The 15,810-nt window shown below is 31.6% G+C and carries 18 protein-coding genes; 10 read left to right on the top strand and 8 right to left on the bottom strand.

Annotated elements, in window-relative coordinates; translation table 11 throughout:
• Positions 1-138: 138 nt before the first annotated feature.
• From NSQ54_03515 to NSQ54_03500, 4 genes are all read left to right on the top strand, one after another.
• Positions 139-492, top strand: a complete 354-nt coding sequence (locus NSQ54_03515) for a DoxX family protein (protein ID WYP27196.1) — start codon at positions 139-141, stop codon at positions 490-492.
• A 19-nt stretch (positions 493-511) separates the two neighbouring features.
• Positions 512-1,273 carry a pirin family protein gene (locus tag NSQ54_03510; protein WYP27195.1) on the top strand — a complete coding sequence of 254 codons (762 nt, stop codon included), beginning with the start codon at positions 512-514 and terminating at the stop codon, positions 1,271-1,273.
• 24 nt (positions 1,274-1,297) lie between these two features.
• Positions 1,298-1,741, top strand: coding sequence for a MarR family transcriptional regulator (locus NSQ54_03505; GenBank protein WYP27194.1), 444 nt, complete (start codon positions 1,298-1,300; stop codon positions 1,739-1,741).
• 348 nt (positions 1,742-2,089) lie between these two features.
• Positions 2,090-2,500, top strand: coding sequence for an RDD family protein (locus NSQ54_03500; GenBank protein WYP27193.1), 411 nt, complete (start codon positions 2,090-2,092; stop codon positions 2,498-2,500).
• 186 nt (positions 2,501-2,686) lie between these two features.
• Here NSQ54_03500 and NSQ54_03495 read toward each other — a convergent pair whose 3' ends face one another.
• Complete coding sequence (locus NSQ54_03495) at positions 2,687-2,896, bottom strand: hypothetical protein (protein ID WYP27192.1); 210 nt, start codon at positions 2,894-2,896, stop codon at positions 2,687-2,689.
• 532 nt (positions 2,897-3,428) lie between these two features.
• Here NSQ54_03495 and NSQ54_03490 point away from each other — a divergent pair.
• Positions 3,429-3,623, top strand: coding sequence for a hypothetical protein (locus NSQ54_03490; GenBank protein ID WYP27191.1), 195 nt, complete (start codon positions 3,429-3,431; stop codon positions 3,621-3,623).
• Positions 3,624-4,238: 615 nt separating this feature from the next.
• Here the strand turns inward: NSQ54_03490 and NSQ54_03485 are convergent.
• From NSQ54_03485 to NSQ54_03475, 3 genes are all read right to left on the bottom strand, one after another.
• Complete coding sequence (locus NSQ54_03485) at positions 4,239-4,904, bottom strand: hypothetical protein (GenBank protein ID WYP27190.1); 666 nt, start codon at positions 4,902-4,904, stop codon at positions 4,239-4,241.
• A 743-nt stretch (positions 4,905-5,647) separates the two neighbouring features.
• Positions 5,648-5,878, bottom strand: a complete 231-nt coding sequence (locus NSQ54_03480; GenBank protein WYP27189.1) for a hypothetical protein — start codon at positions 5,876-5,878, stop codon at positions 5,648-5,650.
• A gap of 17 nt (positions 5,879-5,895) precedes the next feature.
• Entirely contained in the window at positions 5,896-6,672 is a 777-nt protein-coding gene (locus NSQ54_03475; protein ID WYP27188.1) for a hypothetical protein, read from the bottom strand.
• Positions 6,673-7,283: 611 nt separating this feature from the next.
• On the opposite strand from NSQ54_03475, the gene NSQ54_03470 reads away from it, so the two are divergent.
• The 3 genes from NSQ54_03470 (at position 7,284) to NSQ54_03460 (ending at position 9,624) form a co-directional block, all read left to right on the top strand.
• Complete coding sequence (locus tag NSQ54_03470) at positions 7,284-7,877, top strand: TetR/AcrR family transcriptional regulator (protein ID WYP27187.1); 594 nt, start codon at positions 7,284-7,286, stop codon at positions 7,875-7,877.
• 96 nt (positions 7,878-7,973) lie between these two features.
• Positions 7,974-8,981 carry a DJ-1/PfpI family protein gene (locus NSQ54_03465; GenBank protein ID WYP27186.1) on the top strand — a complete coding sequence of 336 codons (1,008 nt, stop codon included), beginning with the start codon at positions 7,974-7,976 and terminating at the stop codon, positions 8,979-8,981.
• Between the two features lie 28 nt (positions 8,982-9,009).
• Entirely contained in the window at positions 9,010-9,624 is a 615-nt protein-coding gene (locus NSQ54_03460; GenBank protein WYP27185.1) for a DUF2306 domain-containing protein, read from the top strand.
• Between the two features lie 246 nt (positions 9,625-9,870).
• Here NSQ54_03460 and NSQ54_03455 read toward each other — a convergent pair whose 3' ends face one another.
• Entirely contained in the window at positions 9,871-10,815 is a 945-nt protein-coding gene (locus NSQ54_03455; GenBank protein ID WYP27184.1) for a helix-turn-helix domain-containing GNAT family N-acetyltransferase, read from the bottom strand.
• Positions 10,816-11,384: 569 nt separating this feature from the next.
• Here NSQ54_03455 and NSQ54_03450 point away from each other — a divergent pair.
• A complete protein-coding gene (locus tag NSQ54_03450) occupies positions 11,385-12,131 on the top strand; it encodes a hypothetical protein (GenBank protein ID WYP27183.1) in 747 nt (248 codons plus the stop codon).
• Positions 12,132-12,225: 94 nt separating this feature from the next.
• Here the strand turns inward: NSQ54_03450 and NSQ54_03445 are convergent, their stop codons facing one another.
• From NSQ54_03445 to NSQ54_03435, 3 genes are read right to left on the bottom strand one after another with little or no spacing between them, the layout of a single operon-like run.
• Entirely contained in the window at positions 12,226-12,606 is a 381-nt protein-coding gene (locus NSQ54_03445; protein ID WYP27182.1) for a type II toxin-antitoxin system RnlB family antitoxin, read from the bottom strand.
• Between the two features lie 15 nt (positions 12,607-12,621).
• Positions 12,622-13,671 (bottom strand): hypothetical protein, encoded by a 1,050-nt coding sequence (locus tag NSQ54_03440; protein WYP27181.1) that lies wholly within the window; start codon positions 13,669-13,671, stop codon positions 12,622-12,624.
• Between the two features lie 14 nt (positions 13,672-13,685).
• The gene (locus NSQ54_03435) at positions 13,686-14,600 is read right to left on the bottom strand and encodes a viroplasmin family protein (GenBank protein WYP27180.1); all 915 of its coding nucleotides are present in this window, start codon (positions 14,598-14,600) and stop codon (positions 13,686-13,688) included.
• Positions 14,601-14,832: 232 nt separating this feature from the next.
• Between NSQ54_03435 and NSQ54_03430 the strand changes: the two genes are divergently transcribed.
• Positions 14,833-15,810, top strand: coding sequence for a DUF4297 domain-containing protein (locus tag NSQ54_03430; protein WYP27179.1), 978 nt, complete (start codon positions 14,833-14,835; stop codon positions 15,808-15,810).

The raw sequence follows: 15,810 nt of genomic DNA, 5'->3' as shown, positions 1-15,810 counted from the left end.
ATAAAAGCAGCCCTTAAAGTCCCAAATCTCATATCAGACATTAAATTTAATCCTTGACTACCTTTTACCCTAATGCTAGGATAAAAAAGTCCTAAGGTTAGGATAAATTAAATGAATTGATTATAGGAGTGAATGTAAATGACAATTTTGTCTATTATTCTTCAAGGGGTATTGGGGTTAGGGTTTTTAATGTTTGGATTTATGAAGTTCGGTTCAAAGCAGATGGTTGATGATTTTGGTCGATACGGTTATTCGGGAGGCTTTAGAATCTTTACTGGGCTGGTTGAGGTTGTTGCTGCAATCATCTTAATCGTAGGGATCTGGAATACTCAGTTAGCAGCTTGGGGTGGATTATTAGTTGTTGTAACAATGCTTGGTGCGATATTCACACACATCAAAATAAAAGATTCCGCGAGTCAACTCATGATGCCTATCGTATTATTTGTTCTTGGTCTAATTGTCTTACTACTTAATGTTGGATCATTGGTATAAAAACAAATGAGCGTGTCTAATGAATATAAGAATTGTTAAACCTGAAGATCAAGGCAATGGGCAGTTTGATCATGGAAAAATAACCGAACAGAAACCGATTGGCTTTTCTGGAGAGGGTTCAGTCATTAATCGGTTAGGACCTTTATTCTACTGGGCATGGGCAAAATCTGATGGAGAAGGTGGCGTTGGGTTTCATCCTCATCAAGGCTTTGAGATCGTAAGTTATTCAATTAAGGGCAAAATGCGTCATCAAGACACACTTGGTACGGATAGCATCATGGATGAAGGCGGCGCGCAAGTTATGCAAACAGGCTCTGGTATACAGCATGCCGAATCTGTTCTAGAACCAGCAGAGGGATTCCAAATTTGGTTTGAACCACACTTAAGCCAAGCAATACAAAGAACACCGACTTACGCAAATTATGTACATGAAGATTTTCCAATCACAACAGAAAAAGATGTAACAATTAAGACAATCATTGGTGCTCAGTCACCCATCAATCTCGTTACAGATGTTAAGATGTATGATATTGAAGTCAAGAGTGGTGCTGTTTACTCGCACACGCTTTCACCTAATCGCACATTAGCTGGACTAGCAATTAGAGGGAATGGTGGTATGATTAATGATCTAGGGGATTCATTTGAGAATAAGGATTTTTTCATCATTCAATCAGAGAAGGATGAAACATACACATTTAAGACTAACGAAAAAGCACTTCGCATGGTATTGATAGAAATTCCGACCGAAGTCGATTATCCTCTATATAGAAAACCTAGATAACCTTATACCTATAGGAGGTTGACAATGGAAGATCAGAATAATGTCGACTTAAAAGTGATTCGTGTGTGGATGAAAGCTTCAAAAGCTGTTTTTGATAACATCCAAAAGGATATCGAACGTCATAAAATTAGTAATGAAAACTTTGTTGTTCTTGAATTACTTTACAGTAAAGGATCTCACCCGGTTCAAAAAATCAGTGAGATTCTCTCTATCCCAAGTGGTAGCATCACCTATGTCGTTAATAAGCTAGAGAAAAAGGGATTAGTAGAAAGACAAACCAACCCTAACGACAAAAGAACATTTGATGTCATGCTAACAAAAGAAGGCAAAGCCTTATTTGATGACATCTTCCCACAACACAAAGCAACCATCTCTGAAAACCTTTCATTCATAACTGATGAAGAAAAAAACGAACTGATTGACCTGTTAAAGAGAATTGGGATGGGTGCAGAGAAGTTGGATAAGTGAATGTGATCTTAAACTAAAAAACGAAACTAGAAGCTACTTAATTGTAGCTTTTTTTGATTTCTTAGTTGAAACAACCTACTATCAATATGGATTAGCATCATAAGATCTTAATGCCTCTGGAAACATATCTTTATCCAAACACTATATAAACCATATATACAATTTTCTCGTTGCTTTTACCTTCTTACTAATTTCGTCTTTATCAACTATTTGCATATTTTCGTCATCTACTAAATCTTTCATATGAACTACTTCAATAGACTGCAATTCTTTCGTATTTAAGAATATTGTATATTAAGGTAAAATATAGATTGTAATCTATTACATATGTTAAGGAGAGAATGCACCATGAACTACGAACCGGCAGGCTTTTGGATTAGAGCTATGGCTGCAATAATTGATGGGTTAATAATGGGAGTAATTGGTGTACTATTAATGTTCGTTCTTGAAGCTCCATCAATTAATTTTGAGGATTCTACAACATTAGATATCTTCATACTTATTTATTCTGCAGTATTCATCGTCATCTTTACTGCAAGCAAACTTAAGGCTTCTCCTGGAAAACTAATATTAGGTATTCAAGTACTAACCCTTGATAACAAACAAATTGGTATTGGCAGATCCATTGGTCGATACTTCGCTTACATGATCTCTACGTTTACTTTAATGATCGGTTATCTCATGGCTGGTTTTACTAAAGATAAGAAAGCCTTACATGACCTCATTTGTGGTACTCGTGTAGTGCACAAACAGAAATAAACTCAAAGCTCTCAACCTATATTGAGGGCTTTTTATTTAGATTATGGACTCTTTACAACGCTATATTTTCGTCCCTAGTGAAATTAGAACCCTAGTTGCTTATGCATCCCCCTTCTTAAGCTCTTTTGTCTCGGCAAATTCTTCTTGGTCATAACAGGCAATCAAAAAAACGACGTGACCACGTCGTTAGTTAAGTAAGTATTTCTTTAGATGAGCTGCTCTTATTTGATCGATGTCTCTAAACAGCATGAAATAAAAGATTCCTATAAAACTAAATAACCAAAGGTCACTATTAATTAAGGCAAAGATAAGTGTAGCGATTGAAAGAATGAGCATTGGATACATCGCTATCAGAGCAGCAGTAATATGCACTTTAAATTCTTTATTAGGTGCCATCTTTATTTACTCCCCTTTAAGTAACTTTTATATAGTATATCATGATCAAGTTAAATAATATCTAAAATTCCCAATTAAAGTATATCAAGGTTCTCAGTAGCTAATCTTGTTACTGTTCTCACATAGAAGAAGGATATACTAGTTATAAACTGGTACATGGGACACCTGATCTGGCTTGGAAAATTCACAAAAAATATGGACGACATTCTTATGAACTTCCTTAAATCTCGTAATGTGTTTAAAAACTTCTAATAAATTCATCTTTTTGATATAATTAGAAAGTGAAAGTTAAATTGAAAGGCATGGTCATTATAAAAAGATTAAAATTTAGATTTCTTACTGTTTTCCCTTTATTAATTCTTTTGTTAATTGCAAAGAATGTTTTCAACTTTTCTAGTACCACTTTCTCAGTTTGCATGATAATTATTATTGTGGTTTTTTGGATAGTGGAAATTATAGTATTTGAGAAAGAAAATGAATAGCTACGTTAGCTTTAAATCGTACTCATAACTAATCTAAGGAGCTACTCATAATGAAGGAGCAGAATTTATTTAGAAACGTCTTAATCACTTTATTAATTGGTATGCCGCTTAGCATCCTTCCCTCCTTGATGGATTTACCAACAATACTGGTATTCATCCTTGTACCAATTGGAGTCATACTTAACTTTATTGGAATAGCATCATCAATCTTACTGATTCAACATGGAGCTGTTGCAAAGAAGTAAAGAATGAAGTTATCTTTTCTAGTAATCTAACATTATTACATCCCCCCTATTAGATAAGAGGGGGGTTTCAATAATCTGATTGATTATAACCTCAAGATTTTCAGAATTTATATGCTTTTGTTCCGAGTATCATACCAGTTGAGGATCTTGTAAACCAAAAAAATTATAATAAACAAACCAATTACAAATGGAATTATTAACATATTAAGTAATAGAAATTCATAGATAATATCAGATGTTTCGCTTGAGTTATTGAAATATCTATAAACCTGAGTAAATAAAACATAAATAAATGCTAACAGAAAAGTTGTAATTATAGCAGATACTATTGTCAAAAAAAATTGTTTAAATAGATTGCTCTTCATTGTGTCACTCCATTCACTAAAGCTCATCTTTAGAGACTATAAATAGTAATTTAATGATTAAAACATAACATAACCGACTTACTCCATACTCTTGAAGGTATGATCCATTCCAGCTTCTAGAATCCTCTTTTATCAATTCAATCATCTTAATACATGCAGAGAGCTACTTTTCCTTATGGTACGGTTAAAAGAAACCTAGCAAGTAAATCACTCACTAGGTTAATGAATCTCATTAAATCATACTGTTCTATTAAAGAATATCGACTTCTTCTATTACTAAACTATCTCCAAGTAGTTCTTTCTTTACAAAATCCTCACTTGTCCATTTTTCTTGTCCAAATAATATTAGACCTTGTAAATCATGCGTAAAGCTAAAACATGGAATTTCGAGGTCTTGGTCCGCAAATAGTACAATTTGATTTTTAATTGTAATATGAACTTTTTGGTCTGACTTAGTGATAGTGTTAAACAAAGAATCCATGCCTGATTGATAAAAAAACTTTAATGAAGACTTTAATTCATCTCGATTACAGATATTTAAACAGTAGAGCTTTTTTTCATATGACTCACATAAGACCATAAAGTTAATCTTATTATTAAGAAGCTCCTCATCAATCTCCTGATAAAGCTCTACATATAACTTTATAGGATAACTATCATTACTAGATTCTATTAGCTTAGTTAGCATATTGTCATAATAATACTCCGAAGAGACATCATTACTCCTATAAGAAGAAAGCTCAATAAAGTTATTTTGAGAAGTCTTAATTGGAAAGTTAAATAGTGAATCTAAACTAGACCGCTTATACTGATAAATAGAGACATACAAGATCTCACCCCATAAAAAATAGCATTTACCTTTTTGAACATTATAATCCTTAGGAATTGTTGAGCAAAGTAAATAATGTTGACTCATATCTGGTGCTATATAAAAATGCAAAGTACTGAATGCAAAAACCGAACATTACAGATTTTCGTTTTCATGCACCAAAACATGCGTGGAAAGAATGTGGAAAGAATTTTGGATACTCTCCAGTTTTAGAACGCAAAAAAAATAGCACCAAAGCTCCGAAAGCCTTGCTACTACTCGATTTCACCTATATGCGGTTGAGAGGACTCGAACCTCCACGAGTTTAACCTCACTAGGCCCTCAATGACGAGAAAGGGTAATAAGAGTTACAAAACCTTTGTATAGGTACATCTTTTTGTTTTAATTCCATATCTTTATTAATATTTCTTTCTTTAATGGAGTAAATATGGAGACTCTTTTGTCAATTACAAATGAGCAATTATATTATCAATTAATGAGTTATTCGTGCACGTGTTTATAGACTACTTTTAGTATTTCCTACACGCCTATTCACATTAAGTTGATGCCTTAGGTTTAATGGTTTTTCTAGAGGAACTGTTCAATTCAAACTATCTAAGAAAAAAGGTCAAGCTAATTAGTTTGACCTTTTTTTATAATTCTACTGCTTTAACAATGCTTAGCTTTTAAAATCCCTGTACTTATAGTATTCGGTTAAGAGGCTACAAGCCTCACTAAGGCATCAATTCCATGGAAACGTGCTATCTCCTGTAAATACGCATACGACTTGCACTCACTTGCGCCCACGAGAATCTCAGATTATAACTTAAATAACGTTCAAATTAGATTTTTTATTTTTTTCTTAATTGATAGGCAAGAGTGAAGCAGATGAACGTAAATGAGCCAATAACCCCATATCTTGCAATATTCAGAATGACTTTTCCAACAGGATAATGATCTAAAACACTGATATATGGATCACTTTGAACATTATCAATAAATACAGTTGGTATAAATAAACTGATACCTACTCCAATAAAAAAACCTAATAAACCAAATTTAAGAACGTTACCCCAGTTCATTTATTTTCCCTCGTATCTTATTTATAATTTTGAGACCACTCTACAAACGCTCCGCTTTTAGCAGGTTGCGACCAACTACCAGTATATTTCTTGTTTTTCTTGTTACTTTTATAAGCTGACCATGTTCCAGTGTCACGAAAAGGCGTTACATAGTATATAGTAGTATTAAATTTTGAATTTTTGTCTGGTCCAGTAAATTTTCTACTAACAGTAATTGTTTTACTTTTTGTACTTTCCATACCTGAAGTAAGACTTCCACTAAGCCCTGAAGGAAATGAGCCTCCACCCGATATAGAAACAGTTCTCTTATTTGATATACTAAAACTAGAAGTCAATGTCGTTGTTGCTCCTCTTGGCACACTTATAATTTCTTTAGCATATCCATTTACTTTAGAGCCTGTAACCTTTTTTGTGACATTCCAAGTAGCTGCTGCCATTAAATTAAAAGTATTATCGTTATCAATGTTACTAATTTCGTCAAAGTATTCTTCATCAACTTCATCAACTTCATCAACTTCATCAACTTCATCAACTTCATCAACTTCATCGCCATCATCAATACTATGGATCGTAACACTGTCGCTCTCATCGTTTAAGTCTGCACTTTGATCAACGATTGTCTGCAACATTGAATCAGTAATTTGATCAATATCAATATTTTCTTCAAAATTAACTTCAATCTCATTATCAAACTTATTAACTATTATTACTGAGTCATTCTCCTCAGCATTAGCATACCCCATAGGTATAGCTGTTACAAGTGCCACCAACAAAGCTCCTAGATACTTTTTCATTATTATCCTCCATAATATTCAATTTTATGTAAAATACTTCAACAAATGAAATATATTAATATATAGTAAGGTGTTAGTCTATGGTTATTAGTAATTATTTATAGAAATTTTATAAATAAAACTAGACTTTGTATTCTCACTATTCTTAATACCGAATAAACTTTATCATAAAAAAGTACAAAAGCTCTTAAAGCCTTGGTACTTGTACTCTGATATACTGTTGAGAGGAGTCAAACCTCCACGATTTTTATCTCACTAAGCCCTCAATGACGTGGAAACGTGTTATCTCTTGCAATCACGCATACTACTTACACCCACTTACACCTATTTCACATAAAATCATTCATTTTCAGAAATTGTGGTGAAGATTTGGTGAAGTTAAAATCCCCTTATCCTTAGCCAATTGGAGAACCTTTATACTGGTACCCCACTCATAAATCCCGAATAACAATTTAAGATACACATATTTTATTCGTTTTCTGTTAATCTCATTAGGATTAATATAATGATTAACTATTGTATACTTGTAACAATCAGACTGAATGATTAGAATTAAGCATGGATAAATTCAGATCTACAGAATGAAAACTATTAAATTGGAGGCAATCACTATGAATAAAAAAGATGATACGTATAATTTAATTCTCGATCAGTCGTTATTTTTATTTAATACGAAAGGAATTCACCAAACATCCATTCAAGATATTATGGATATTACTTCATTACCTAAGGGAGCTATATATCGGAGATTTAAAAATAAAAACGATATTGCTTTAGCTGCTTATGAGAAAGCAGGATTGATCATTTGGTCGTATATGAAAGAAGCGATTAAAGGAAAAAGCACTGCAACGAAAAAAATTATTGCACTATCAGAAATTTACTTAGATGCCGTCCACAATCCCCCAATTGAAGGAGGTTGTCCATTGCTTAATACTGCTGTTGAAAGTGACTCCACTTTTCCTGAATTAAAACAACTCATGTCGATGGCTTTTCAAGAAATGATTCAATTTGTATCAGGAATTATTAGCGAAGGAAAAGATAGTGGAGAATTTTTGCAGGAAACAGACCCTGATTCACTAGCATCTTATATTCTATCTTCAATGGAAGGTGCCATAATGACTAGCAGGTTAACGTTAAATAATGAACACATTTATTCAAACATAAAGTATGTGAAGGTTCTTTTAAATGGTTTCACAAAAAAATAAAAAATATAAAAACATTGTATTACCTGTAGTTATATTGTTATAATCAAATCGGACCGGACGGTTCGGTCTAAAATTATCTACTAACGAGGTGCCATAATGAATATTCAAATTGTCTTGTTTGAAGGTGTAGATTTATTAGACGCCATTGCTCCCTACGAAGTTTTTAGTGCAGCTGCAATGTATACTTCGGAGGATATCATGGTTGAGTTTGTCGGAGCTGATGATAAAGAACACGTGTTAAGTGGAATTAACGATTATCCTCTCACTGTGAGCCATAAACTGGATTTATCAAAAAAAGGTATCGTTTTAATCCCTGGTGCTTCTGGGAGTGTAAATGAAAATGATCCAGATTCTGTTCCGATGAAATTAAAGAGAGCTTCTGAAACAGGACTGAGAGAACAAATAATCGAAGCTATTAATGATCCCGAAATGTTAGTGACATCTGTTTGTGGCGGTTCATTAATTATGGCTATGTCTGGAGTACTGGAAGGTCGTTATGTCGTTACCCATTATATGGGAATGGACTTATTATCTGCTACTGGAGCCATTCCAATAAATGCAAGAGTAGTAGATGATGGAGATATCATATCAGGTGCTGGGGTAACTTCCGGATTGGATTTAGCGATTTATGTAGTTGAACGAGAACTTGGCCCACGCATTGCACACGAAGTTGAACAATTCTTTCAATACGAAAAAAGAGGTACTGTATGGAAAAATGAAGGAGTCGAACCAATTTTATCAGAGACCCCAAAAGAAGAAAGTGTCTTTCATCAAGAAGAGAAAACCGAAAATCTAGATCAACACGATCTTTTAGGTGATTGGGAAGTGTCGATATCAACACCTGTCGGTAAAATGCAGCTTATCTATACATTTATAAATAAAGACGGAGTATTAACTGGTACAGCCACTGACCGTTCAGATAAAGCGAATGTATCACTTCTCGAAGATGTTCAAGTAAGTAAAGAAAGTATAACTTGGACACAAAAAGTCAAAAAGCCAATGTCGTTAAAACTAAAATTCGAGGTACACAAAGTAGAGAATCAATTAAAAGGAGTAGCGAAAGCCGGACTCATTTCTTCTAAGGTTATCGCAAAACGAGTTTAATGATTCGGAATAGATGGGATTTTCATATATGAAGAGAAAAACAATCATTATTACCTTATCTGTTATATCTTTTATGTGGATTCTTCATACAGTATCAAAAAACTTTCTAGTTGACCCAGAATTCACAACCTTTTTAGGAAATAAAGATGCTACTTTGTCCAACGTGAACCTTTGGAAGATTATGATACAAATTCATATTATTTTAGCCGTTGTCGCTTTAATGACGGGCCCACTAGGATTATCAAAACGAATAAGAAACAAAAGACCAACCATTCACCGTTGGAATGGCAGGATATATATTCTTTCAATACTATTAAACATGATACCAGGATATTATGTATCTTTCTTTGCCAACGGTGGCTTCCTTAGTATTATAGGTTTTCTTATTCTAAACACACTTTGGCTAATGACTACAATCAATGGGTATCTCTATATTATAAAGAAACAAATCAGTCAACATAGAAATTGGATGATTCGAAGCTTTATGTTAACTTACGCTAACTTGACAATATATATTGTCGTAGCTATTTCTCATAATGCGTTGGGATTCGATTATGGACATGCTTACACCCTAGCTGTATGGTTGTCATTTACAGTTAACTTGATCATTGCAGAAATTATAATCAAGAAGATTAAAATATAAATGAGAATGAGGTATTTCTCAATGGACTTTTTACAGGCAATCTAGATCTATTTTAGAAAATGCATCTAAGTTCAAAGATATTCATTGTAATTCATTTCTCAGGTCTTATATTGTATTTCAAATATGTATAAGACAAAAAGCCACTCACTATTGGATATCGAGTGGCTTATCTATATCAATGTACAGAGGGTAAGCTTTATGTTCCCAAAACCTACTAATATAATCCAAAATTAAATACCATCATTGTTATATGATGGTATTTAAAAGATTTTCATGATTTTCTAACTCTAATTCCCACTGCTCATTCACAAGTTCTTGTCCCCACATGTATTGTTGGTTTGCTTTTTTTAACTCAAATCCGAATTTATTATATAAATTCCGAGCCGTCTTCAGTTGACTTACTGTTTCTAAAGACACTTTCTCATATTGCATGTCTCGGCAATAACTAAGCAATGTTTGTACTAATTTTGTTCCTACTCCTTTCCCACGAACAGAGGTATCAACAATGAACCATCTTAATTGAGCTATTGTATCATTTTCTTTGACTAAACCTATGCATCCAGCAAATTCTCCGTCTACTTCTGCAATCCATATCTTTTCAATATCTACTTTAAAAGTACTATGGAGATACTTTAAAAATTCTTCATTAAATCCACAGTTATCTGCATAGAAACTTCTTTGTTTTTCAATCATTTTCTCCTTATCATCATCTGTATAATGATCTCTTATAGCAACGACCGATTCAATTTCATGATGCTGTTTGGTTAATATATTTTCAATTGTCACCATTGATTCCAAAAGCTTTTGTTGGTCTCTCAAATTAATATGTTTAAAAAGTTGTATTACTTGTTGATTCGTTTTTACTTCTAAACGCTGGTACATATCATGACCCACTGGTGTCAAATGAAGAAAGAAAACACGGCTATCATTTTCGCATTTTTCCTTGTAGATTATATTCTTATTTTCAAAACTCTTTAATACTCTACTCACATAACCCTTATCTAACTGTAATTTTTCTTGTAACACTTTTGCAGTACATTTATTTTTGTCTTTGATTTCGAATAACATTCTTATCTCTGTTAAAGTTAAAGTGTTATCATACACATGTTGATTGAGTAAACTCTGGTAGTTTAGGTAAAAACGATTGAATCTTCTAATTCCGTCAATTGTAGAAAGATTAGGTTCTGACATGATTAAAAACTCCTATATTCATCAATTTAGTTGACAAAAGCAACTTTTTTAAAATTATAGATGAATTAGTTGAAAAAGGCAACTATTCTCTGGTGTTGTACATATGGTCAGGCTAAATAAAACCATTATGAGGAACTTTTTAAGTAGCCACTAATCTTAACCGTCCGCTCACTTCCCTATATATCCCCCAAAAAAATAACCAAAGCTCTTAAAGCTTTGGTACTAGTGGTATGTAGTTAAGAGGAATCGAACCACCATGAGTTTAACCTCACTAGGCCCTCAAATTTGTGTATAGGTGATAATGGGTTTATTCTCTATATATTATCCATAAATAAATATATATTTACCGCTACTTTATTAAAATTAAATATACTATGGAAAGGTATCGGAAAGAAACCATTTAATTATTACCGAACATTTATACTTAAAAAATATAAAGTATTCGTTTATCCACCTCTCTTATACAAGCCAAATTGTACAACATGATATAATTAAAATTATATTCGCAACACTATGCAGTTTAATTGGGTTAATTACTTAAAATTTTAGCGCATAAGGACGGGGTTTAAATGATCATTTCTGCTACAAGTGCGAGACTTATAACTAATTTAAGTTCTTTAAAATTAAGAATTGCCTTAAACAGTCAAATAAAACAAAGTGACCTTTTAGAATGGGGTAAAATCATTAAGAAATCTCAGATTTACAATAAATTAGATACTATTCATTCTATCAACAATAGGTTGACAACTGAACAAGATTTTTTAATAGGTTCAGTATACCTTGATTCAATAAGAACCGCGACAATCAATTTCACCGTATATCTAGAAGCTTTCTTAAAAGAGTCTTTAAACTCATGCATGAAAAATAATTATTCATTATTAAATAAGGGTCTATCCGATAAAAAAATAACTTTTACTGCAAATGATATTGTTACTTTTAATGATATAGAGGATATTAGAGAAAAATACATTAATAAGGTAACTGACTATAAGACTTTAGGTATGCTGTGGCATAAAAAATATAAAAATTACAGTAATTTTATAGGTTTACCAAAAGAATTTTCTTCTGACAAGCTTCATAAGCAACTTGAAGCACTTTGGAAGTTAAGAAATGATTTTACTCATAGTAATAATTATGTTCAGGAGTTATTAATAAACGAGAAGAGATATGTAATATCTTCAAAAATGGATCAGGAAGATTATTATATATTCGTTGAATTTTTTGTGAATATCGTTGATGAAACAATAAATTTTTTACTTAAAGTGGACGCTAAAATTCGTGAGAAGTGGTCAATATCAACAGAAGAACTAACTTGATAATGAGGAGCTTTACCTTCTACGATTTCTAATGTTATTTGAAACATAATTAATAAAAAACCATGACATAATGCCATGGTAGTTATTTTTCATATTATAAATTAACAGGCATTTCTCCTATTAAAACTTTCTTTAATATAATCTGTTTTTGAGGCTCTGACAAACTACTTTGATTAATGAACTTTGGATTTTCATAAAAATAAGTATATATTTCATCGAGAATACTGCCACATAGTTTAGGTGAAATTTCTAATGTATTAAGACTTATTTTCTCGCCATCAAAAACTGCTTTTAAAAACCTGTTTTGTGCAAAGCCATTTGATAATAAGAGATCAAATAATATTTCACCCTTATAATAAGATTTCTTTAATTCGTTTTCAACCTCAATTATATTAGAAAGAGGACTAACATATGAAGTTGCTACAATAATTTTACGCTGATCGCTTTTCAAGTCTAAAACGTTGTATAGCTTCATATGTTAATCACTCCCTTAAGCAATTTTAATAGTTAGAGACTCTTCAATTCTTGCTGAAGTTTCTATTATCATATTCAATGCTTCATCTTTTGTACCAACTAATTTCATACCTAACAAAATCTGTGTAGCATGGAACATTTCATGTCGATTTTTACGTAAAAAGTCATAACATTGGATTATAGTTTCTTTAGCTTCTTCAGGCATACTTGTAATTTCTGTATTAACGCTTTCTACGATATCATCTCTTACAATAAATATCGGTCTTGTGGAATCAGGATTACTGGAATCATTGATGTATCTAAAACCTTTTTTATCGTTTATGTTTATTCCATAGTCTAAACATACTTTCTTTATTCTATACTCTAATACCCTAATTATGGGCATAACACACGCAGCATAATCACTGAGTTCTCTTTTTTCTTCAACTAATGAAAAGCTATCTTTAATTAGACCTTTTAATACAGGTTCTAAAAGGTTCCAACCGTTAGGAAAGTTTGTATTTATATGTTGTTGCACTTTTACATCTAATGTAGGTTCATTAAACTCGGTCTCTGAAATATTATTCTGCAATGTCAACAAATATGATTTTATTATAGCATAAAGTTTCATAAACAAGCCTTGATATAACATTTTACTTTTTGAAGTGAAATAAGTCAAAGTAGCAGAATCACCAAAATCAGTACTTATCTTTATTATTATGCCATTTTGTCCCTTATCATCAGGCTCTGTAACATTAATATTAGGTAACGTGCCTAATAAGTCAATAATAGAATTGAAAAATTCCTTTGACATTTGAGCACTAAAAGATCCACTTCTAACATCTTTATATTCCACAGCATTTACAATTATTTGTTCTAATTCTTTACCATGTTCACAGCTAGCAAGTATAGTAGTACCTTTCTTTTTCGTGTAATAAACTGATAAGATAAATCTCACTTCATCTTTCTCAATAAAGTATTTATAAAAACCTTGAGAATCATTTATTAACTCCATACTATATGAATTAGAATTATCGATAATTATTCTTTCTAACTGTCCCTTGTTAATGTATATATTTTTAGCCACTAGAATTTCCCCTTTCAGATTTCATATCTCATAACTTCCACTGTTCCTAAAGCTTCCACTTTAAAAAGTATTTGTTTATTATCGAAATCAAAAACTGTTATAAATCCTTCAATATCTTTCATTTTTAATCCTTTTTCTTTACATAATGATTTAAAAATATCATATAATCTATCATTATCATAAACTTCATCTTCTACAAGAAGGTTTAAACTAACTCTTTTTTTTGTGGACTTCAAATCATTAAAAATATCAATTTGGTTTTTCTCACCCTTAATTGATACTTCTTGTAGCAATTGAACTTGGTGTCTAGGTTCGTTGTTCTTAATAGCTTCTTTTGCTAATAAATCTACTTCTTCATTATATTTAACTCCAGAGTGAGCTTTCACTTTATTAAATGTTATTTCAATATTTAATCTCATCTCGTCTATAAACTTCACATAATCTTGAGTAAAAAAATTCTTAGCCTTCCAATTACCATTTGCCCATTCTTCAATACCCGCATAATCATAATAAATTTCTATTGACTTAGCTCCATTCTCTAAAGACAATTTTATTGAATGCATAGCGGCTCTAAGTTCCCCTGCCACATTTCTTAAACTAATATGGGAACTATTAGAGTCAGTGTAGGCAAAGTTAGTCTTAACGTTATCTTTTGTAATAAGAATACCAGCATAACTATACATTTTTTTACTGTGATCATAACTTCCATCAATATAGGCTATAACATCGGGTATTCTACTTACTTTCTTATCGTTTGATGAGATATTTTTTGATGATATACCTTCATTTAAGAATTCTTTCGCTGCTAAATATGTATTAAAAGATTTATAAACAGCATTAGGATAACCACTTACTTGTACTTTGCACTCTTCCCAATTACTAAAAACACCAATTTTTCTTCCCTTTTTAACAGCATAATACTTAGACACTTTTCATCCTCCCTTCATCTACAAGAAAATTCTTAGTCAATCTACTATAATTAAAATCATACTAAAATACCCACTACTTTTTACTTATTATAAACTATTAATTGTCATTTGTCCTACTTTTTCCTGTGATAACTTAGCATATAAACAATAATAAATACATGTTTCGACATATTTTTCAAATAAAATCATGTAGTATAGCACTAATGAATCACCCCAGTTAGGAGGTAATATAATGATAAAGGATAATTACGAAAATGGCGGAGCTGAAGCAATCAAAGGTTTCAACTATCAAAAAGCTAATTTGATTCTTTTAGCTATCAATAACTTTCATAAAGATAACTTTAGAATTTATATTGAATCGGATGATGATATAGTTGCGGAGGATACTGATTACCGTGCACTAATCCAGGTTAAGAAACAGAAACATACCTTTAAAACCATTACAACAAAGCCTAAAAATAACACTGAAGATAAAGAGTTAAAAGAGTCAATACTCGAAAAAAATTTAAGATCTGGTTTATCAGATGATACATATAAATTAATAGTTCAAGAATTCGGATCTACTGATTCTAAAAAACTTGTTAAAAAGAAACCAGGAACTATCTGTACAGAAATGTATGCATTAAATGCAGATGCAAAAAAAAACATAATTGCGTTATTGCCAAATGACATAGCAAAAAGGATTAATAAGTTTTTCATTATAATCCCTCCTATAAGTACTAATTTAATAGAAGCCGAAAAATACCTTATTGGTTCTCTCGGTGATAATGATATATCCGTTGATAATAAAAGAGGAAGAAATATAATAGCAGAATTATCTTTGACCATTGATCAAAAAGCTGAGGAAATTCTAAGTGAAGGTGTTAATAAAGAAATAAAATCTATTACTGCTGAATACCTCAAACAACTTTTTATTACTTGTAAATCATTAGATGGATTTGACAATATTCTAGACTCGTTAAATTATAACCATGCCGCTAATTTAAAAATAAAAAAAGAACGATTAAAAATAGAATTGAACAAATCTAGTTTAAAAGAAGAAATGAAAGAGTTTTTAAGAGCTCATTTTCAAACACCAATGTATTTATTTGAAACGAATACAGACGTAATAAATAGGTTAATTAAAAATTTCGAAGCAAAGGAACCTGATCTTTTTATACTTATATCTGTCGGAGTAGAGAGTCTTAGCGAGTTAGGAGATGATTTTTAA

Source organism: Alkalihalobacillus sp. FSL W8-0930, from assembly GCA_037965595.1.
Taxonomy (GTDB): domain Bacteria; phylum Bacillota; class Bacilli; order Bacillales; family Bacillaceae_D; genus Alkalicoccobacillus.
The sequence above is the reverse complement of the archived record's forward strand: the minus strand, read 5'-3'. Positions and strand labels throughout refer to the sequence as shown.